Genomic DNA, 19134 nt, shown 5'->3' on the forward strand with positions numbered 1-19134 from the left:
TGAATGCTTGCACGCTCCCCCGTGCTGCTGCGCAGTCTGGCAGCAGCTTCGCTGGCGATGCTGGCGGCGGGGAGGGCATGCGCCCTCGACGCCGATCCGGCTTTCAACAATCCCCTGGTGCTCCAGCGCGCCGATCCCCAGGTCGTCCTGCAGGACGACGGCCAGTACTACTTCACTGCCACCGTTCCCGAATACGATCGCATCGAACTGCGCCGTGCGCGCACGCTCGATGGGCTGGGCGCTGCGCAGCCCAAGGTCGTGTGGCGCAAGCACGCCAGCGGCGTGATGGGCGCACATATCTGGGCGCCGGAACTGCACCGCATCAACGGCAAGTGGTATATCTACTTCACCGCAGGCCGCTCGGATGCGATCTGGGATATCCGGCTTTACGTGCTGGAGAACAGCTCCGCCGATCCTTTCGAGGGTGAATGGAAAGAGCTTGGCCAGTTGAAGACGGGCTGGGAATCCTTCGCGCTGGATGCCACCACCTTTGCGCTGCGCGGCCAGCGCTACCTGGTCTGGACCCAGCGCGGCACCACTGAGCAGACCAAGGGCACCAATATCTACATCGCGAAGATGGATACGCCCTGGTCCATCACCGGCCCTACCGCCATGCTGACCAAGCCGGAATATCCGTGGGAGCGCGTGCGCTTCGACGTGAATGAGGCGCCGGCCGTCCTGGTGCGCAACGGCCGCGTGTTCCTGACCTATTCGGCCAGCGCCACGGACGCCAACTATGTGCTGGGCATGCTGACGGCGCGCGACGACGCCAACCTGCTCGATCCCGCTGCGTGGACCAAGTCCGCCGAGCCGGTGCTGCGCACCAGCGCAGCCAACGGCCAGTACGGCCCTGGCCACAATTCCTTCACCACCACGCCGGACGGCAAGACCGACGTTATCGTCTACCACGCGCGCAATTACCGCGACATCAAGGGCGATTCGCTGTATGACCCGAACCGCCACACGCGCGCGCAAGCCATCCATTACCGCGCGGACGGCACACCGGACTTCGGCGCGCCGGTGGCGGACGCACCCGGCGCGGTGGCCGCCAAACCGCTGTTCCGCGATCCCGTGTACGACGGTGCGGCCGATCCGGTCGTGGTCTGGAATCCCGCCGTCGGCCGCTGGTGGATGTTCTACACGAATCGCCGCGCCAATGCTGCCGGCCTGGCCGATATCGCCTGGGTGCACGGCACTCGCATCGGCATCGCCGAATCGGCGGACAACGGCACTTCCTGGCGCTATGTGGGTACCGCTAACATCGAGCTTCCGCCCGATATGGGCGGCGCCGACGTCACGCATTGGGCGCCCGACATCGTGCGCGCACCGGACGGCACCTGGCATATGTTCCTCACCGTGGTGCCAGGCGTGTTCACCGACTGGAAGCATCCGCGCTACATCTACCGCCTGACCAGCAAGGACCTGCTGAACTGGAGCGGCGCGCAGCAGCTGCCGCTGGCCGTGCCAAAGGTGATCGACGCCAGCGTGGTGCGGTTGCCGGAAGGCGGCTGGCGCATGTGGTACAACAATGAGGCGGACAAGAAGTCCATCTACTATGCGGACAGTCCCGACCTCGTGACGTGGACGGACCGCGGCCGCACGGTTGGCGACCAGGCTGGCGAAGGCCCGAAAGTGTTCCAGTGGAAGGGCAGCTGGTGGATGATCACCGATGTGTGGCAGGGCCTGGGCGTGTACCGCTCAAGCGATGCGCTGTCGTGGAAGCGTCAGTCGGACAACCTGTTGCAGAAGCCCGGCAAGGGCGAGGATGACCGTGTGATCGGCGGCCATCCCGATGTGGTGGTCAGCGGCGACCGCGCCTTCCTGTTTTACTTCACGCACCCGGAAGGGAAGGGCACGCGCCGTTCCAGCATCCAGGTCGTGGAGCTGACGACCGACGGCCAGACTTTGCGGGCCGACCGCGACGCGGCCACCCGCATCAATCTCATCCCGCAGTAAGTTCCAGCCAGCGCTGGCGGTAGCCTTCCAGGCCCGCCAGCTGCAGGGGCTGCGCAACATGGCCCTGCAGCTGCGGATTGCCGTCGCGGCGATGCAGCAGCCAGCCGCCGCAAGTCGTCCCGCTCGTGTCATCCGTTGCCATCACCGCCCCGCGTCCGACGCCGCCAACACTGCCGCCGGGCGCGCGCAGCGCCGCCAGCAGCCGCGCAAAGTGCGGATTCCCCGTGAACGCCCCCTCGACCACGACCGCGCCATCCACGCCCAGCGCCGACAGGCAGTAATCGCACATCAGCGCCTCATACAGCGTCGCCAGTGCATACCGCTCTGCCGCGTCCGCCGGCTCCGGCCCAACGAGCCCGCCCGCGTGCCGCGCAAACGGTCCCGCCGCAGCAAACGCCGGCACCGCAAACGTCCCCTGCAAAACGATTTTCGCCAGATCCGCCTCGCTGCAGGCGACAGACGCATCGCCGGCAATGGCACCAAACTCCCGCCCGCCCATAAACCGCATGCAAGCCACCGGTTCCCCGAACGCGCTGCAATTGGCCAGCATATCCGCCTCCTCGCGCAGCGAATCGAGCGGCTTGCCCGGCGCTGCCGCGATCACCCAGGTGCCGGTGGAAAGCACCGCCGGCGCCTCTGTGCCGCCAAGATGGCGCAGCAGGGACGCATTACTGTCATGGATGCCGCACAAAACCTGGCAATCCGCTGGCAGCCCGGTCTGCGCAGCCAGCGCACCTTTCAGCGTGCCCAGCGGCTGCCAGGCAGGCTGCAACGCGGGGAACAGCTTATACCAGCCCATGCGCTCTACCAGCGCCGAATAACGCTGCCGCGCCGGCTGCCACAAGTCCGTATGGCAGCCCAGCGAAGTCACTTCGCTTGCCGCCACGCCGCAAAGACGCCAGGCCCAGTACTGCGGATACATCAGGATGTGGCGCGCCTTCGCAAATTCGGCAGGGAAAGCCATCGCCTGCCACACCAGTTGCGAACCCAGGTTCAGGCCTGCCGGCAGACGTGGCGAATGGCTGTTCACATAGGCCGGGCGCAGGCGCCCATAGCGCTCTACATGATCGGCCGGCAGTTCGAATTCATAATCCAGCACCGGCAGCACCAGCCCATCGTCATCGATCAGCGCCGCAGTGGCGCCGTGAGTGACGGGGACGATGGCGCCGATCGGCGCCTGCGCCGCATAAGCGCGCAGGGTATCCAGCATCCAGCTCCAGATGCCCTCCGTATCGTGGTGCGGGTAGGGGGCATCGTGCAGGATGATGTTTGGCCTGCGCTGTTCAGCAAGCGTGACTCCGTCCGGCGAGATCAGGGTCAGCTTGGCATTAGTCTTGCCGATATCGAGAACGACGGTGGCGCGGCGGTCCTGGATCATTTGGCCACCTTGCGGCCGCGCAGCAGTCGGGGCAGGGCGATCGTCACCAGCAGCAGCACGCCGACGGAGATCGTCATGTAGATGCCCGGGATATTCGCCAGGGAGAGGCCGAAAGTCACGGCGCCGAGCGTCAGCACGGCCAGCATCACGCCGCCAATGGTGCCCACGCCGCCGGAGATGCTCACGCCGCCGAGGATGACCATGGTGATCACTTCCAGCTCCCAGCCCATCGCGATATTCGGACGGGTGCTGCCGATGCGGCCCGTCAGCAGGAAGGCCGCCAGGCCTGCCATGGCGCCCGTCAGCACGAAGAGCATGAAGCGGTAGCGGTCAACCGAAATGCCGGAGAAGCGCGCCGCTACAGGGTTGTTGCCGATGGCGTAAATGCGGCGGCCCCAGCTTGTGGCATGCAGCATGAAGCCGAACAGCGCGGCAAATACCAGCAGCACGGTGAACTCGCGCGGCAGGGATCCGAAGAAATAGCCCTGGCCCCAGTCGGCCATCAGTTGCGGATAGCCGGTGAATGCCTGGTCGCCCAGCACTACGCTGGCCAGGCCGCGGAAAACCGACACCGTGCCGATCGTGACCACGATGGAGGGCAGGGCGAAGTGCGTGACCAGCACGCCATTCAACGCGCCGCAGACAACGCCGGTGCCAACGCCCACGAACAGCAGGGACTCAGGCGGCCAGCCGGCCGTATTCGCCAGGCCCATCGCCACCGAGGACAGGGCCAGGATGCCCGCCACCGAAATATCGATCTCGCGGCAAATGATCAGAAGCGCCATGGGCAGCGCGATCAGCGCCTTCTCGCTGAAATTGAAGGTACCGTCGGCCAGGTTGTCCAGATCGAGGAAATGCGGCAGCAGGGCGCCGTTGATGGCAAAGACGGCGATCAGCAGCAGGACCAGCAGCGACTCCCAGCGCCCCATCAGGGCGCCGAACTTGAAGTTGGGACGGTCGAGAATCGTATAACGTGATGTGCTTGGAGCGGACATGAGCGGGACGGAGTTCATACAGCACTCCTGGCAGTGTTAGTCAGATGCAGCGGCAGGATCTGGCGGCCCTTGCTGCGGCTTCCGCGTGCGTTGATCAGCACCGCGGCGAGGATGACGATGCCCGTGAGGGCGCTTTGCCAGAACGGAGAGACTTTCACGACCGGCAGCGCGTTGCCGATCACGGCCAGGAACAGCGCACCGAGCACCGCGCCCAGCACGGAACCGCTGCCGCCGGCGATGCTGATGCCGCCGATCACGCAGGCGGCGATCACGGTGAATTCGAAGCCGTAGGCGATTTCCGTGTAAGCGACGGCGTAGCGCGCCACCCACAGGTAGCCGCACAGGCCCGCCACGGCGCCGGACAAGCCATAAGTCCACAGCAGGCGGCGCGCAATCGGAATGCCCACATAGCGCGCGGAATGGGGTTCATTGCCGATCGCATACAGGTCGCGGCCGAAGCGGCTGTAGCGCGCCACGTACCAGGCCACCAGCACCGCCACCGCCGCAATCCACACCAGGTGCGTGAGCCCGAGAAAACGCTCCAGCGGGAAGGCGATGAAATTCGCCGGCATCTGGTGCGAATTGACCCAGGCGCCGCCGGACAGCACGAATACCAGCCCGCGATATACGCTCATCGTCCCCAGCGTGACCACGATGGGCGGCAGTTGCAGGTAGCCGATCAGCCAGCCGTTGACGAGGCCCAGCACCAGGCCAAGCGCGGTCGCCACCAGCACGATCACGATGAGCGGGGTGTCGGGCGCGCGCGATGCGATCAGCGCCGCCGCCATGCCGGACAGTGCCAGGTTGGATGCAACGGAAAGGTCCACGCCGCGCGTCACGATCACCAGCATCTGCGCCAGCGCGAGCATGATCAGCAGGGTGCTGTCCGTAAGCAGGTTGCCCAGGCTGGGCAAAGTCAGGAACACGGGAGCGCGCATGCCGACCAGCAGGATGAGCGCGACGATCGAGAGCGCCAGTTGCGCCTCGCGTTGTTTCAACAAGTTCATACCATCTCCAGCGCGGATGCCGCCGCCACAACGCTTTCCGGTGTGGCCTCCTCGCGGCTGAATACCTGCTTCACATGGCCCTGGTGCATGACGACCACGCGGTCGGCGAGTCCCAGCACTTCGGGCAGTTCGGATGAAACGAGAATCACGGACAAGCCCTTCTCAACCAGCTGGCTGACGAAGCGGTGCACCGCAGCCTTGGAACCGATATCAATGCCCTTGGTCGGCTCGTCGAGAATGATCACTTTGGGCTGCGTCGCCAGCCACTTGCCCAGCACGACCTTCTGCTGGTTACCGCCGGAAAGCTCGGACACGTTCTGCGTCAGGTGGGACGCTTTCAGCTCCAGCTGCTCGCTGAAGTGGCGCGCAATCGCACATTCCTCGCTGCGGCGCTTGCGCAGGAAGAAGCCGATGCGCGGCAGGATGGGCAGGGTGATGTTCTGCATGATGGGCAGCGACAGGTGTGCGCCCTGGTGCTGGCGGTCTTCCGGCACATAGGCAATGCCCTGGGCGATGGCGTCCTGCGGGCAGCCGATCCGCACTGGTTTGCCTTCCAGCGTCACGCTGCCGCTCACATTGCTGGTCAGGCCGAACAACGCCTGCATCACTTCCGAGCGGCCCGCGCCCACCAGGCCATAGAAGCCCAGGATCTCGCCGCGGCGCAGCTGGAAGCTGACGTTGTCGAATTCCGTCGGATGGCACAGCTTCTCGACTTCCAGCAGCACTTCGCCCGGCGCTACGTCCGCCTTGGGATAGGCGTTCTGCACGGTGCGGCCCACCATCAGCGCCACCAGCTCGGATTCGCTGATGTCCGCCAGGGCGCCGTCGGCAATGAATTGCCCATCGCGCAGCACGGTGTAGCGGTCGGCCACGGTGAAGATTTCGTCGAACTTGTGCGAGATGAAGATGACAGCAGTGCCGGCGGCGCGCAGCTGGCCGATGATGCGGTACAGCTCATGGATTTCGCGCTGGGAGAGGGAAGCGGTCGGCTCATCGAGGATCACCACGCGCGCATCCTGCGACAGGGCGCGGGCGATTTCCACGAAGTGGCGCTGCGCCACGCTCAGGTCCTTCACGCGGGCGCGTACCGGCAGCGAGACTTCCAGCCGTTCGAACAGCTTCTCGGCTTCGGCTTCGATACGCTTCCAGTCGATGCGGCCGCCGCGCGACGGCTGGCGACCCACATAGATGTTTTCGGCCACCGTGAGTTCATCGAACATCACGGTTTCCTGGTGCACCGCGGTAATGCCTGCGCGCTGTGCATCCTGGGCGCAGGTGAACTTCAGTTCCTCGCCGCCGAGACGGATGCTGCCTTCATCCGGCGTGTAGATGCCGGTAAGCGTCTTGACGAGCGTGGACTTGCCGGCGCCGTTCTCGCCGATCAGCGCCATCACTTCACCGGCGCGGACCGAGAGACCGACCTTGTTCAGGGCCGCGATGCCCGCAAAGCGCTTGCTGATGCCGGACAACTCCAGCACGGGTGCCTGGTTATGCTGCATGGCGAATCAGAAGATCTTGGAGAACTTGTCAACGTTCTCCTTGTTGTAAGTGAACGGCGGCGCCATTGCGGCATCGCCGTGCGAATCCAGCACGATGGAACCCATGCGGCCGGCATTGATGCTGCCGCCTGCCTTCGCATTCGGATCGCCCTTCACGAAGCCATAGGCAGCATAGGTCGCTGCATAGCCAAGGTCGATCGGATTCCAGATCGCGAATTCGCGCACCGCGCCGCTCTTCACATGGCCGGCCATTTCGGACGGCAGGCCCAGGCCCGTCACGAAGACCTTGCCCACCAGGTTCTCGTCCACCACCGCCTTGCTGGCGGCGTTGATGCCCACCGTGGTCGGGGCAATGATGGCCTTCAGGTTCGGATTGCTGCGCAGCAGGCCGATCGCTTCGCGGTAGCTCTTGTCCGACTGGTCGTCGCCATAGACGGTGGCCACCAGTTTCAGCTTCGAGAATTCCGGCTTCGCCAGTTCATCCTTCATCACCTTGATCCAGATGTTCTGGTTGGTCGCCTGGGCGGACGCGGACAGGATCGCGATCTCGCCGGCGCCGCCGATGGCGTCCGAAGCCATCTGGATCTGCTTCAGGCCGATCAGTTCAGCGTTGGAGGGATTCAGGTGCATATTGCGGCCTTCTTCGGCAATCGCGCTGTCGAAGGAGATGACCTTGATCCCGCGCTGCATTGCTTTCTTCGTGATCGGAACGAGGGCGTTCGGATCATTCGCCGAAATGACGATCGCGTTCACTTTCTGGCTGATCAGCGAGTTGACGATTTCGATCTGGCCTTCTGCGCTGGGCGTGGTGGGGCCGGTGTAGATGATTTCCACGTCCTTCAGCTGCTTCGCCGCTTCGTCGGCGCCGGCATGGGCCGCATCAAAGAAGCCGTTGCCCAGGTTTTTCACCACCATGGCGATGCGCACTTTCTCCGGCTTTTTCTCGCCGCAGCCAACGACGGTCGTGAGCATGCCCGCGGCCACTGCCGCGATAACTAATCTTCTGAGCTTCAATGCGATGTCTCCGTGTGATAAAGCGCTGCGGACTGGAAGTCGAAATTCGGTGCGAAAGCGGGGAGCTCACAGGCTGCGGCAGCGCTTCCGGCGCTACGGTCACCACATGCACGCCTGATTGCTCAAGCAACTGCACCGCGGAGTCGGAGGCATTGGTATCGGTGATCACGGTCGAAACGCGATTCAGGCCGCACAGGATCAGGCCCGCCTTCTTGGCGAATTTCGAACTGTCGGCCAGAACGATCAATTCCTCGGCCTGGCTGATCAAACGCTGCTCGGCCTGGATCAGCAGAGGGTCGGCTTCCATCAACCCGAGCAGGGACAGGCCATACACGCTCATGAACATCTTGGCGGCGTAATGGTGCTGGGTGATGTCGTTGTCGAAGGGGCTGAGGATCACGTTCTGCTCACGATAGACCTTGCCGCCGGGCAGAATGATCTCGTTATCGCTCGATACCAGCAGGCGTTCCGCCATCAGGAAGGAATTCGTGAGGATCTTCAGGTGCTTGTCCGTCAGGAACTCGGCCATCATGAAGGTGGTCGTGCCGCCATTGATGATGATCGTTTCACCCTCGCTGCACATGCCGGCCGCGTAGCGCGCAATGGCGCGCTTGCGCTCCGCGTGGCACTGGATGTTGTTCTGGAAAGTTTCGCTCGAAAGCTGGAAGCCGCGCTTCTTCTGCGGCAAATTGGCTGCTCCGCCCCGTGTGCGCGTAAGCAGGTTACGTGCTGCGAGCCAGCTGATGTCCCGCCGTACCGTGGCGGGGGATGCGCTGAGCCACTCGACCAGCTGAGGAACACTGGCAGTCGTATGTTCCGCGAGCAGCTTGAGCAAACGTTTACGGCGCTTGTGATTCACCATTTTCGTCTCCTTGTTGTGTGCCATCCTCAGGTCGTGTGGTGCGTCCGGGTGGTCACTTTATTAAAACAAGGCTAATCATTTCACCGTCCAGCGTCAATCAGAAGTTGATCAATCCGGTGATTATTTGGCGAGCAGATGGTGATCAAATACGGATTTCGATCATCATTATGATTATTCAGTTTCTAGTCATCATGTTGATTGCTTCCGCGTTGACACCACCCGGCCGCCTGATTTCTACTGGCTTCCGGTTGCCGTGATGGCAAAAAACGGACGCAATTCAACACGGAGATAAGTAATGCAAGATTCAAAGCAGAAGGCAGCGATTGAATCGCTGTGGGACGATGCGAAGGCCGCTTCGATGAGCGAACCAGAGCTGCTGTTGTACCGTTCCAACCTGCTCGGATCGGACCTGCGCATCACCAATTTCGGCGGCGGCAATACCTCCGCCAAGGTGATGATGGAAGATCCACTGAGCGGTGAGCAGGTTGAGGTACTGTGGGTGAAAGGTTCCGGCGGCGACCTGGGAAGCATCAAGATCGACGGTTTCTCCACGCTTTACATGGAGAAGCTGCAGGCCCTGAAGCAGCGCTACCGCGGCCTGGAGCACGAAGACGAGATGGTCGCCTACCTCCCGCACTGCACCTTCAACCTGAATCCGCGCGCCGCCTCGATCGATACTCCGCTGCACGCCTACATCGACCGCAAGCATGTGGACCACATGCACCCGGACTCCGTGATCGCCATCGCCGCCTGCGCCAGCAGCAAGGCGTTGACCGCGAAGATCTTCGAAGGAGAACTGGGCTGGCTGCCGTGGCAGCGTCCCGGCTATGACCTGGGACTGAAGCTGGAAGCCTTGTCGAAATCGCAACCTGAACTGAAAGGCATCATCCTGGAGGGCCACGGCCTGTTCACCTGGGGCGATACCGCCAAGTCCTGCTACGAAACCACGCTGAACATCATCAAGCGCGCCGAGGAATGGCTGGCTGCGAATGTGAAGCAGCCGGTGTTCGGCGGCGCCGCGATCGCGCCGATGGCTGTCAAGGAGCGCGCCGACCTGGCCGCCCGCCTGATGCCTATCCTGCGCGGCAAGATCAGCAAGACCGAATTCAAGCTGGGCCACTTCGACGACAGCGACGCGGTGCTGGAATTCGTCTGCAGCCGCGACCTGAAGCCGCTGGCCGCCCTGGGCACTTCCTGCCCGGACCACTTCCTGCGCACCAAGATCCGTCCCTATGTGATCGAATTCGATCCGGCCAAGCCTGATTTCGATGCGCTGGTCGCCAGCCTGGATGCCGGGCTGGAAGCCTATCGCGCCGATTACGTGGCCTACTACGAGCGCTGCAAGCGTTCCAACAGCCCGGCCGTGCGCGATGCGAACCCGATCATTTACCTGATTCCTGGCGTGGGCATGCTGTCCTTCGCCAAGGACAAGGCCACCGCCCGCATCGCCGGCGAGTTCTATGTGAACGCCATCAACGTGATGCGCGGCGCGAACGGCGTGGACTCCTACGTTGGCCTGCCGGAGCAGGAAGCATTCGACATCGAATACTGGCTGCTGGAAGAAGCAAAGCTGCAACGCATGCCCAAGCCGAAATCGCTGGCCGGCCGCATCGCCCTGGTGACCGGCGGCGCAGGCGGCATCGGCCAGGCCGTGGCGCGCCAGCTGCTACAGGAAGGCGCATGCGTGCTGCTGACCGATATCGACCAGGAAGCGCTGACCGACGCCCATCAGGTCCTGAACAAGGTGACAGGCAAGGATAACGTGGCCAGCATCATCGCCGACGTGACCAGCGAGCAGGCCGTGGAAGACGTACTGCGCGAAGCCGCGCTGCGCTTCGGCGGCGTGGACCTGCTGATCTCGAACGCGGGCATCGCATCCTCCGCACCGCTGGAAGACACCACGCTGGATATCTGGCAGCGCAACCAGGATATCCTGGTCAAGGGCTACTTCCTGGTCAGCCGCGGCGCGTTCCGCATCATGAAGCAGCAGAAACTGGGCGGCTCCATGGTGTTCGTGGCGTCGAAGAACGGCCTGGTGGCATCGGCCGGCGCATCGGCCTATTGCACCGCCAAGGCGGCCGAGATCCATCTGGCGCGCTGCGTAGCGCTGGAAGGTGCGCCACATGGCATCCGCGTCAACGTCGTCAATCCGGACGCCGTGATCCGCGGTTCCCGCATCTGGGATGGCAAGTGGAAGCAGGAGCGTGCACAATCGAACAAGATCGAGGCGGACGACGTGGAAGCCTTCTACCGCGACCGCAGCATGCTGAAGCGCAGCGTCCTGCCGGAGGATATCGCGGAAGCGGTGTACTTCCTGGCCAGCGACAAGGCAGGCAAGAGCACGGGTAATGTGATCAACGTGGATGCCGGCAACGCCGCAGCCTTCACGCGATAGTCAGACCGCACAAGCGGCAGAGCAAAGGAGACATGATGAGTGCAGTAATCGACCAGGGCCAGGTGGCCGCACATAACGCCACCCTGCAGGCCAACCTGGATGCCGACTACGCCGCATTGGGCGGCATGCTGTCGCGCCGCGGTGTGGACATTGAAAAACTGACCGCGGCAGCGCAGGGCTTCGCGCTGGCCGTTCCCAGCTGGGGCGTGGGCACCGGCGGCACGCGCTTTGCGCGCTTCCCCGGCAAGGGCGAGCCGCGCAATGTGTTCGAGAAGATGGAGGATTGCGGTGTCATCCACCAGCTGTCTCGCGCGACTCCTCTTGTTTCCCTGCACTTCCCGTGGGATAAGACGGATGATCCGAAGGCCCTGCGGGAGCAGGCCGCGTCCTACGGCCTGGGTTTTGATGCAGTCAACTCCAATACCTTCCAGGACCAGGCAGGCCAGGCGCATACCTACAAGTATGGCAGCCTGACCGCCCAAAGCGCGGAAGTGCGCGCCCAGGCCGTGGCGCATAACATCGAGTGCATCGAACTGGGCAAGGCGCTCGGTTCGAAGGCGCTGACCGTGTGGATCGGCGACGGCGCCAACTTCCCGGGCCAGCACAACCTGCGCGGTTCGCTGGAGCGCTACCTGGACTCCATGCGCGACATCTACGGCGCGCTGCCGGAAGACTGGCTGGTGTACATCGAGCACAAGCTGTTCGAGCCGGCCTTCTACGCGACCACCATCGCGGACTGGGGCACCAGCTTCGCCTGCGCCCAGCAGCTGGGCGAGAAGGCGAAATGCCTGGTGGACCTTGGCCATCACGCGCCGAACACCAATATCGAAATGATCGTGGCGCGCCTGGCGCAGTTCGGCAAGCTGGGTGGCTTCCACTTCAACGACAGCAAGTATGGCGACGACGACCTGGATTCGGGCAGCATCAATCCCTTCCAGCTGTTCCTGATCTTTAACGAACTGGCCGATGCAACCCAGCGCGATGCGGCGCTACGTCCATCCTATATGCTGGACCAGTCGCACAATGTGACCGATCCGATCGAAAGCCTGATGAACAGCGCAGCCGAAGTGCAGCGTGCCTTCGTGCAGGCTGCCCTGGTCGATCGCGAAGCACTGCGCGGCTACCAGGAAGCGAACGATGCGCTGCAGTCGGCGCAGGCGCTGAAGCAGGCTTATCGCACGGACGTGAGCCCCATCCTGGCGATGGCGCGTGCACGCTCGGGCGGCGCGATCGATCCGGTGGCGTTCTACCGCGCGTCCGGCTATCGCGAGCAGGCTGCCGTGCGCCGTCCGGCCAAGGCAGGAGCAAGTAGCAGCGGCATTGTCTGAGCCGTGCGCCGGCTCTCCCTGGCATGCCTGGCGGCCGTAACGCTGGGCAGCGCGGCTGTTGCCGCGTCCTCCGCCATTGCATCCGGCGCCGGTGCGCAGGCCTCCGCGCCTGCGCATTCCGACCGCATCGCTGACGTCCTGGCGCGTGTTGCCACGCCGCCGGACGATGCGCGCGCGATGGTGCGCTGGTGGTGGTTCGGTCCCGCCGTCAAGAACCCCGAGCTGGAGCGCGACCTGCGCGCGATGAAGGCGGGCGGCTTCGGCGGCGTCGAAATTCAGCCCGTCTATCCGATGGAACTGGACGATGCCACGCGCGGCATCCGCAACGTTCCCTATCTCTCTCCCGAATTCCTCGATTCGATCAGCTTTGCCAACAACAAGGCGCATGATCTCGGCCTGCGCGTGGACATGACGCTGGGCAGCGGCTGGCCCTTCGGCGGTCCGCACGTGTCGGTTGCCGACTCCGCCGGCCGCCTGCTGCAGCGCGTGGTCGAAGTGCCCGCCGGCGCGGCGTCCGTCGCGCTGCCGCCTGTCGCCAGCAGCGAACAGTTGCTGGCCGCCTTCATCGGCGCCGGAAATGCCAGGGAGTTCGATGCGACGCGCCTGGCGCCGCTGCCCATCGGCGCATCGTCCGCCGGCCGCACGGCCCTGGCGCCCGCTGCCGCGCCGCGCGTGGCCGTGTTCTACGTCGCCAGCCACACGGGCCAGCAAGTCAAGCGGCCCTCCCTGGGGCGCGGAAGGCTTTGTGCTCGATCACCTGAATCGCCGCGCCATCGACAATCACTTGCGCGTGGTCGGCGAGCCTTTGCTGAAAGCCTTTGGCGACAAGCCGCCTTATGCCGTTTTCTCGGACAGCCTGGAAGTCTATAACACCGACTGGACCGAAGACTTCCTCGCCGAATTCCAGCGCCGCCGCGGCTACGACCTGAAGCCGCACCTTGCCGTGATCTTCACCGGCCAGGGGCCTGATGCCGCCGCGCTGCGTCACGACTGGGCGCTGACGCAAACGGAGCTGGTCAACGAACGCTATCTGACGCCGCTCGACGACTGGGCGCGCAAGCACCGCACGCAATTCCGCTCGCAGACTTATGGTGAGCCGGTGGTCACCATGTCCAGCAACCGGCTGGTCGCGCTGCCGGAAGGGGAGGGGCCGCAGTTCCGCACTTTCTCCTTCACGCGCTGGGCGACGTCGGCCGGCCATCTGTACGGCCGCAACGTGATTTCCGCTGAAACCTGGACTTGGCTCAATTCCCCCGCCTTCAGCGCCACGCCGCTGGACATGAAGGCCGAGGCGGACCGCATGCTGCTGCAGGGCGTGAACCAGTTTATCGGCCACGGCTGGCCGCATACGCCGTCCGTGGTGCAGGAGCCTGGGTACGCCTTCTATGCAGCCGCCGTGTTCAATGACCACCAGCCGTGGTGGAATGTGATGCCGGATGTGAATGCCTATCTGCAGCGCACGAGCTATCTTCTGCGCCAGGGGCGCCGGCCAACGAGGTGGCCGTGTTCCTGCCGGTGGACGATGCCTATGCTTCGATGAATCCGGGTCATATGTCGGTGTCTGCCGAGATGGGGAAGTTCGTAACGCCGGCGCTGATGGAGCAGGTTTTGGACGCCGGGCACAATATCGATTTTGTAGACGCTGAATCCGTGCTGGCGCTGGGCATTACGCATAAGGTGCTCGTGATGCCGCGGGTCTCGCGCCTGTCGCCTGCGGTGCTGGCGAAGCTGGATGCCTATGTGCGCGGCGGCGGCAAGATCATCGCTGTCGCCAGCAAGCCTTCGCTGGCGCCCGGCTTCGTTGACGCGTCGCGCCTGACCGCGCAAGTTGCCGCTGCCTCGCGTGCGCTGTTCGCGCGCAGCGGCGTGCAGTATGTCGCGGACGATGCTGGGGTTGGCGCCGCACTCGCCCGCGCCGTTGCGCCGGACTTCAAGGTCGCATCCTCGGCCTCCGACGTCGGCTTCATCCACCGCAAGCTTGCCGATGGCGACCTCTACTTCATCGCCAACACCAGCAACCGGCCGGTCCGCACCAGCGCCACGCTGCGCGCCGCCCATCGCCACGCGACGTGGATTGACCCCGCCACCGGCGCCGCCAGCCCCGCGTCGTCTACCGTGCCCGCTTCGCCGCGCTCCGCGCTCCCGCTGACGCTGGCCCCCTACGAGTCGCGCATCCTTGTCCTCACCGACGCCCCCGCTGCGCTTCCATCCGCGCTCCGCGCCGCCGCGTCCGCGCTAGGCCAGGCCTCGGCTAGCGGCGAAGCCGTCCTCGCGGACCTTAGCCGGGACTGGCTGGTCACCTTCCCGGGCCGCGCGTCGGAGCCGATGGCCACGCTGCAATCGTGGACAGAAAACGAGTCCACGCGCTTTCTGTCCGCCGAAGTAAGGTACGAGAAATCGGTCAACCTGACCGAAACCCAGCTGCGCGCGCCGATCGCAATCGACTTCGGCGAAGGCAAGCCGCTGGAGTCGACGCCGAAGGTACCGGCGGGGATGCGCGCCATGCTCGAAAGTCCGATCCGCGAAGCGGCCGTGGTCTTCGTCAACGGCCAGCGCGCCGGATCCCTCTGGAAGCCGCCATACCGCCTGGACATCACGTCCTGGCTGAAACCAGGCAGCAACAAGATCGAAGTCAGGGTCGCCAACCTGTCGCTGAATATGCTGGCCGGACAGGAGCGCGCCGACCACAGGCTGCTGTGGGCGCGCTACGGCCAGCGCTTCGTCCCGCAGGACACGCAACTGATTATCCCGCACCCGTCCGGCCTGCTCGGCCCCGTGCGCCTGCTGGCAGGGGAGGCCAAATGAAAGGGCAAGTCATGATCAACTGGATCCGCACGGCCGCAACCGCCGCCGCGAGCGCAATGCTGCTGCTGGCTGCCAGCAGCGCAGGCGCCAAGAACGTCAGCGTCGCCGACTTCGGCGCCAAAGGCGATGGCGCCACCCTGAACACTCAAGCCATCCAGCGCGCCATCGACGCCGCGGCAAAAGGCGGCGGCACGGTAAGCTTCCCGGCCGGCACCTACCTGACCGGCTCCATCTTCGTGAAATCCGGCGTGAAGCTGCGTGTGGACAAAGGCGTCACCCTGCTCGGCTCACAGAAGCTGGCTGACTACCCCGTGATGGCCACGCGCATTGCCGGCATCGAAATGAGCTGGCCCGCAGCGCTGGTCAACGTCTACGAGCAACAGAACGCGTCGATCGAAGGCGACGGCACGATCGACGGCGACGGCAAGATCTTTTGGGACAGCTACTGGAACCTGCGCAAGGAATACGAGCCGCGCGGCCTGCGCTGGGCGTCCGACTACGACGCCAAGCGTCCGCGCCTGGTCCAGGTCTTCAACAGCAAGAAGGTGAAGGTCGGCGGTGGACTGCTACTGCGTCGCTCCGGCTTCTGGACGCTGCACATCTGCTATTCCGAAGAAGTGACCGTCGATAATGTCGTCATCCGCAACAACGAAGGCGGCCGCGGACCGTCGACCGACGGCATCGACATCGATTCCTCCAGGAAGGTGCTGGTGCAGCGCGCCGATATCGCCGTCAACGACGATGCCCTGTGCATGAAGGCCGGCCGCGATTCCGACGGCCAGCGCGTGGGGCGTCCCACCGAAGACGTGATTGTGCGCGACTCCATCGTCCGCGACGCCGCCGCCGGCATCACCTTCGGCAGCGAGACCGCGGGCGGCTTCCGCAATGTGGAGGCTTACAACATCACGGTCGAGGGCAATGTCCCGGTGGGCATCCTGTTCAAGTCCGCCCACACGCGCGGCGGCTTCGGCGAGAACCTGCGTCTCCATGACTTCAAGATGACCAATATCACCGTGGTGCTGCGCATTACGATGAACTGGAATCCGAGCTACAGCTACGCGAAGATCCCGGACGAGATCAAGGACTATCCGCCCTACTGGAAAGTACTCGCCACGCCCGTGCCGCGCGAGAAGGGCATTGCGCACTTCCATGACGTGAAGATCTGGAACATCAAGGCGACCGGCGCCACCACGGCCTTTGAAGTCAGCGGCTACAAGGAAGCGCCGCTGCAGCGTTTTACTCTCGATAACCTGGACATCCAGGCCAGCAAGGGCGGTCATCTCTACGACGTGAAGGACTGGACTTTCAGCCGCGCCAAGCTGGCGCCGTCCTCGCCCGTGGAAATGGAAGACGCCAGCGCTGTTCGCGGCCTGCCGCCCGGCAGCACCATCGTGCGCCCCGCGCGCCCCCAGGAAGATCCATCGAAGAAGAGCTTTGAGGAGCAGGATAAGACATGACCACCCGCAACCAAGCACCCCGCATCGCGTCGCTGGCCGCGGCGCTCCTGCTAGCCGGCTGTGCGAGCGCGCCGGCGCCAACGCAGCAGGCAGCAGGCAGCTACCCGATGCCAACGCCGGCCATGCAGGCCATCATCGACAAGGACACGAGCCGCTTCTTCGGCGACGCGCCGGCAGACGGCGGTCCGCTGGCGCAAGATCTCTCGCCCGCGCTGACCCCGGAAGCAATCGACAAGGCGCTTAGAAAAGTCGCCGACTGGCAGCTGGATCGCACGCAAAAGCACCTTGACCGAATCTGGACATCGGCCGTCCTGTTCACCGGCTTCATGGCCGCCTCCGAAGCGACCGGCGACAGGAAATACCGCGACGCCATGCTGACCATGGCCAAGCAATTCAACTGGGACCTGAAAGGCCCATACCCGAACGCCGACGACATCAGCGTCGCCCAGACCTACCTCGAACTCTACGCCGAGGACGGCGGCCAGGGGCGCATCACCGCCACCCGCGCCCACCTGGACGTCCTCCAGCCGCTGGATACGCTCAGGCCCGGCGATGCGCGCCTGCCCTGGTGGTGGTGCGACGCGCTGTTCATGGCGCCGCCGGTCTGGGTAAAGATGTACAAGGCGACGGGCGACAAGAAATACCTCGACTACGTGCACGAGCAATGGCGCAAGACTTACGAACTGCTGTACGACAAGGAAGAGCACCTGTACGCGCGTGACGTGAGCTACATCCCCAAGCGCGAAGCCAACGGCAGGAAGATCTTCTGGTCGCGCGGCGAAGGATGGGTGATGGGCGGGCTCCGCGCGCACACTCGACTACATCCCGCAGGACGATCCGAACCGTCCCTTCTACATCCAGCAACTGAAGGACATGTCCGCGCGCATCGCCGCGCTGCAAGGCAAGAACGGCCTGTGGCACGCTGGGCTGCTCGACCCCGAAGCCTGGCCGCTGCCGGAAATCTCCGGCTCCGCGCTGTTCGTGTACGGCATGGCCTATGGAGTGAACAAGGGCTATCTGGACGCGAAAATCTACAAGCCCGTGATCGAACGCGCCTGGGCAGGCATCCTGCAGCATGTGTATGCGGACGGACGTCTCGGCGGCATCCAGCAGACCGGCGCCGAACCGGCGTTCTACCGGCCTGCATCCAGCTTCAACTACGGCGTCGGCGGCTTCCTGCTGGCCGCGTCCGAACTCAAGAAAATGGCGGTGAACAAATGACTACGCGTGCATTCCGCATGAAACTCAAGCCCGGCATGGTGGAGGAGTAGAAGCGCCGCCACGATGAACTGTGGCCGGACTTGGCCAAGGCGCTGAGCGAAGCGGGCATCTACGATTACTCCATCTTCCTGGATGAAGAAACCCTGCATCTGTTTGCAGTGCTCAAGCTCAGGCCGGACAACAGCATCGAGGAACTGCCGCAGCAGCCTGTGATGCAGAAGTGGTGGGACTATATGGCGGACCTGATGGAGACGGTGCCGGGAAACCGTCCCCGCGAATGGCCGCTGCAGCCGATGTTCTATTTCGCCTGAACGGGAGTATTCAGCAGGCCGCGGGCGCGCAGCCATTCCTCGGCGCGCTTCGGCCAGGCAGACGCGGTGCCCAGGTTGTCGCGCATGCCCATGCCATGGCTGCCCTGTTCGAACAAGTACATCTCGGCTGGCACCTTGTTGCGGGTGAGGGCCTGGTAGAACAGGATGCTGTCTCGACCGGCACCGCCTGGTCGGCCTGGGTGTGGATCAGCAGAGTGGGCGGGGTTTGCGCAGTGACCTGCTTTTCGACAGACATCAGCTGCATCAGTGCCGGCGAAGGCGAGGCGCCCAGCAGCGACTTGCGCGAGCCCATATGCGCCGCCGGTCCGTCCAGCGTGATCACGGGGTACATCAGGATCAGGAAGTCCGGCCGTGCGGACGTGGCGTCGAGCGCCGCGCCGGTGCGGCCGATGGGATTGTCGAACAGCGTGCCGGCGCTGGCCGCCAGATGGCCGCCCGCCGAGCTGCCCATCACGCCGATGCGTGCAGGATCGATGCCGAATTCCGCGGCGCGCGAGCGCACCAGGCGCACGGCGCGCAGCACGTCCTGCAGCGGGGCAGGGTGGCCGAACTCCTGGGCGCGATAGTGCAGGACAAAGCTGGTGACGCCCAGGGTGCTCAGCCAGTTGGCGTACTGCTCGCCCTCGCGGGCATTGGCCATGCGCACGTAGCCGCCGCCCGGTGCGATGATGACCGCGGTGCCGTTTGGCCGGTCCACGGCGGCGTGCACCACGGTGATCGAAGGTTCGCTGACGTTGGAAACATAGCCGTCCTTGCGCACTTCAGGACCGATATTGCGTGCACCGGGCACGCCTTCGGGCCACAATGGGATATCGGCAGCGGATGCCAGCGCGGCGCTGACGGACAGGATCAACAGGAGCAGTGTTTTTTTCATTCGGAGTCCAG

15 protein-coding genes and 2 pseudogenes are annotated in these 19134 nt (G+C 64.3%); 10 read left to right on the forward strand and 7 right to left on the reverse strand.

Translation table 11 applies throughout. The features are described from left to right. Positions 1-3 precede the first annotated feature (3 nt). Positions 4-1956, forward strand: a complete 1953-nt coding sequence (locus tag ACHMW6_RS05830) for a family 43 glycosylhydrolase (protein WP_395406196.1) — start codon at positions 4-6, stop codon at positions 1954-1956. Here ACHMW6_RS05830 and ACHMW6_RS05835 read toward each other — a convergent pair. The 6 genes from ACHMW6_RS05835 to ACHMW6_RS05860 are packed head-to-tail and all read right to left on the reverse strand — an operon-like array spanning position 1943 to position 8711. Then, on the reverse strand, positions 1943-3334 hold the full coding sequence (locus tag ACHMW6_RS05835; protein ID WP_395406197.1) for an FGGY-family carbohydrate kinase: 1392 nt from the start codon (positions 3332-3334) through the stop codon (positions 1943-1945). The two genes, ACHMW6_RS05830 and ACHMW6_RS05835, sit on opposite strands and share 14 nt — an antisense overlap. After that, the gene (locus tag ACHMW6_RS05840) at positions 3331-4347 is read right to left on the reverse strand and encodes an ABC transporter permease (protein ID WP_395406198.1); all 1017 of its coding nucleotides are present in this window, start codon (positions 4345-4347) and stop codon (positions 3331-3333) included. The genes ACHMW6_RS05835 and ACHMW6_RS05840 overlap by 4 nt, the downstream gene beginning before the upstream one ends. Beyond that, complete coding sequence (locus ACHMW6_RS05845; RefSeq protein ID WP_395406199.1) at positions 4344-5336, reverse strand: ABC transporter permease; 993 nt, start codon at positions 5334-5336, stop codon at positions 4344-4346. Before ACHMW6_RS05845 ends, ACHMW6_RS05840 begins: the two co-directional genes overlap by 4 nt. Beyond that, positions 5333-6835 carry a sugar ABC transporter ATP-binding protein gene (locus ACHMW6_RS05850; RefSeq protein ID WP_395406200.1) on the reverse strand — a complete coding sequence of 501 codons (1503 nt, stop codon included), beginning with the start codon at positions 6833-6835 and terminating at the stop codon, positions 5333-5335. The genes ACHMW6_RS05845 and ACHMW6_RS05850 overlap by 4 nt, the downstream gene beginning before the upstream one ends. Before the next feature lie 6 nt (positions 6836-6841). After that, the gene (gene rhaS, locus ACHMW6_RS05855; RefSeq protein ID WP_395406201.1) at positions 6842-7807 is read right to left on the reverse strand and encodes a rhamnose ABC transporter substrate-binding protein; all 966 of its coding nucleotides are present in this window, start codon (positions 7805-7807) and stop codon (positions 6842-6844) included. Beyond that, on the reverse strand, positions 7716-8711 hold the full coding sequence (locus ACHMW6_RS05860; RefSeq protein WP_395406202.1) for a DeoR/GlpR family DNA-binding transcription regulator: 996 nt from the start codon (positions 8709-8711) through the stop codon (positions 7716-7718). The genes rhaS and ACHMW6_RS05860 overlap by 92 nt, the downstream gene beginning before the upstream one ends. Positions 8712-9006: 295 nt before the next feature. Between ACHMW6_RS05860 and ACHMW6_RS05865 the strand changes: the two genes are divergently transcribed. From ACHMW6_RS05865 to ACHMW6_RS05905, 9 genes and pseudogenes are all read left to right on the forward strand, one after another. After that, on the forward strand, positions 9007-11106 hold the full coding sequence (locus ACHMW6_RS05865; protein WP_395406203.1) for a bifunctional rhamnulose-1-phosphate aldolase/short-chain dehydrogenase: 2100 nt from the start codon (positions 9007-9009) through the stop codon (positions 11104-11106). A gap of 35 nt (positions 11107-11141) precedes the next feature. Further along, positions 11142-12434 (forward strand): L-rhamnose catabolism isomerase, encoded by a 1293-nt coding sequence (gene rhaI / locus ACHMW6_RS05870; RefSeq protein WP_395408542.1) that lies wholly within the window; start codon positions 11142-11144, stop codon positions 12432-12434. A 3-nt stretch (positions 12435-12437) separates the two neighbouring features. Next, positions 12438-13304: a glycosyl hydrolase gene (locus tag ACHMW6_RS05875; protein ID WP_395406204.1), complete on the forward strand. Its 867-nt coding sequence runs from the start codon at positions 12438-12440 to the stop codon at positions 13302-13304. Next, positions 13225-13974, forward strand: a complete 750-nt coding sequence (locus tag ACHMW6_RS05880; RefSeq protein ID WP_395408543.1) for a glycosyl hydrolase — start codon at positions 13225-13227, stop codon at positions 13972-13974. The genes ACHMW6_RS05875 and ACHMW6_RS05880 overlap by 80 nt, the downstream gene beginning before the upstream one ends. Further along, positions 13938-15239, forward strand: coding sequence for a glycosylhydrolase-like jelly roll fold domain-containing protein (locus ACHMW6_RS05885; RefSeq protein ID WP_395406205.1), 1302 nt, complete (start codon positions 13938-13940; stop codon positions 15237-15239). Before ACHMW6_RS05880 ends, ACHMW6_RS05885 begins: the two co-directional genes overlap by 37 nt. After that, complete coding sequence (locus ACHMW6_RS05890; RefSeq protein ID WP_395406206.1) at positions 15236-16696, forward strand: glycoside hydrolase family 28 protein; 1461 nt, start codon at positions 15236-15238, stop codon at positions 16694-16696. Before ACHMW6_RS05885 ends, ACHMW6_RS05890 begins: the two co-directional genes overlap by 4 nt. Before the next feature lie 122 nt (positions 16697-16818). Then, positions 16819-17433: pseudogene (locus ACHMW6_RS05895) on the forward strand (glycoside hydrolase family 88 protein); the annotation flags it as partial. Between the two features lie 118 nt (positions 17434-17551). Next, the gene (locus ACHMW6_RS05900) at positions 17552-17917 is read left to right on the forward strand and encodes a glycoside hydrolase family 88 protein (RefSeq protein ID WP_395408544.1); all 366 of its coding nucleotides are present in this window, start codon (positions 17552-17554) and stop codon (positions 17915-17917) included. Between the two features lie 62 nt (positions 17918-17979). Next, a pseudogene (locus tag ACHMW6_RS05905) lies at positions 17980-18228 on the forward strand (L-rhamnose mutarotase); the annotation flags it as partial. 10 nt (positions 18229-18238) lie between these two features. Here ACHMW6_RS05905 and ACHMW6_RS05910 read toward each other — a convergent pair. Continuing rightward, positions 18239-19123 (reverse strand): alpha/beta hydrolase, encoded by an 885-nt coding sequence (locus ACHMW6_RS05910; protein ID WP_395406207.1) that lies wholly within the window; start codon positions 19121-19123, stop codon positions 18239-18241. Between the last annotated feature and the right edge of the window lie 11 nt (positions 19124-19134).

The sequence above is a fragment of the Pseudoduganella sp. UC29_106 genome (assembly GCF_044055365.1).
Taxonomy (GTDB): domain Bacteria; phylum Pseudomonadota; class Gammaproteobacteria; order Burkholderiales; family Burkholderiaceae_D; genus Rugamonas.

Bases quoted from the DNA above. Each gene is read 5' to 3' on its own strand.
- rhaI (WP_395408542.1), top strand. From the start codon at position 11,142: ATGAGTGCAGTAATCGACCAGGGCCAGGTGGCCGCACATAACGCCACC.
- ACHMW6_RS05890 (WP_395406206.1), top strand. From the start codon at position 15,236: ATGAAAGGGCAAGTCATGATCAACTGGATCCGCACGGCCGCAACCGCC.
- ACHMW6_RS05865 (WP_395406203.1), top strand. From the start codon at position 9,007: ATGCAAGATTCAAAGCAGAAGGCAGCGATTGAATCGCTGTGGGACGAT.
- ACHMW6_RS05910 (WP_395406207.1), bottom strand. From the start codon at position 19,123: ATGAAAAAAACACTGCTCCTGTTGATCCTGTCCGTCAGCGCCGCGCTG.
- ACHMW6_RS05835 (WP_395406197.1), bottom strand. From the start codon at position 3,334: ATGATCCAGGACCGCCGCGCCACCGTCGTTCTCGATATCGGCAAGACT.
- ACHMW6_RS05850 (WP_395406200.1), bottom strand. From the start codon at position 6,835: ATGCAGCATAACCAGGCACCCGTGCTGGAGTTGTCCGGCATCAGCAAG.
- ACHMW6_RS05860 (WP_395406202.1), bottom strand. From the start codon at position 8,711: ATGGTGAATCACAAGCGCCGTAAACGTTTGCTCAAGCTGCTCGCGGAA.
- rhaS (WP_395406201.1), bottom strand. From the start codon at position 7,807: ATGCTCACGACCGTCGTTGGCTGCGGCGAGAAAAAGCCGGAGAAAGTG.
- ACHMW6_RS05830 (WP_395406196.1), top strand. From the start codon at position 4: ATGCTTGCACGCTCCCCCGTGCTGCTGCGCAGTCTGGCAGCAGCTTCG.
- ACHMW6_RS05840 (WP_395406198.1), bottom strand. From the start codon at position 4,347: ATGAACTCCGTCCCGCTCATGTCCGCTCCAAGCACATCACGTTATACG.
- ACHMW6_RS05845 (WP_395406199.1), bottom strand. From the start codon at position 5,336: ATGAACTTGTTGAAACAACGCGAGGCGCAACTGGCGCTCTCGATCGTC.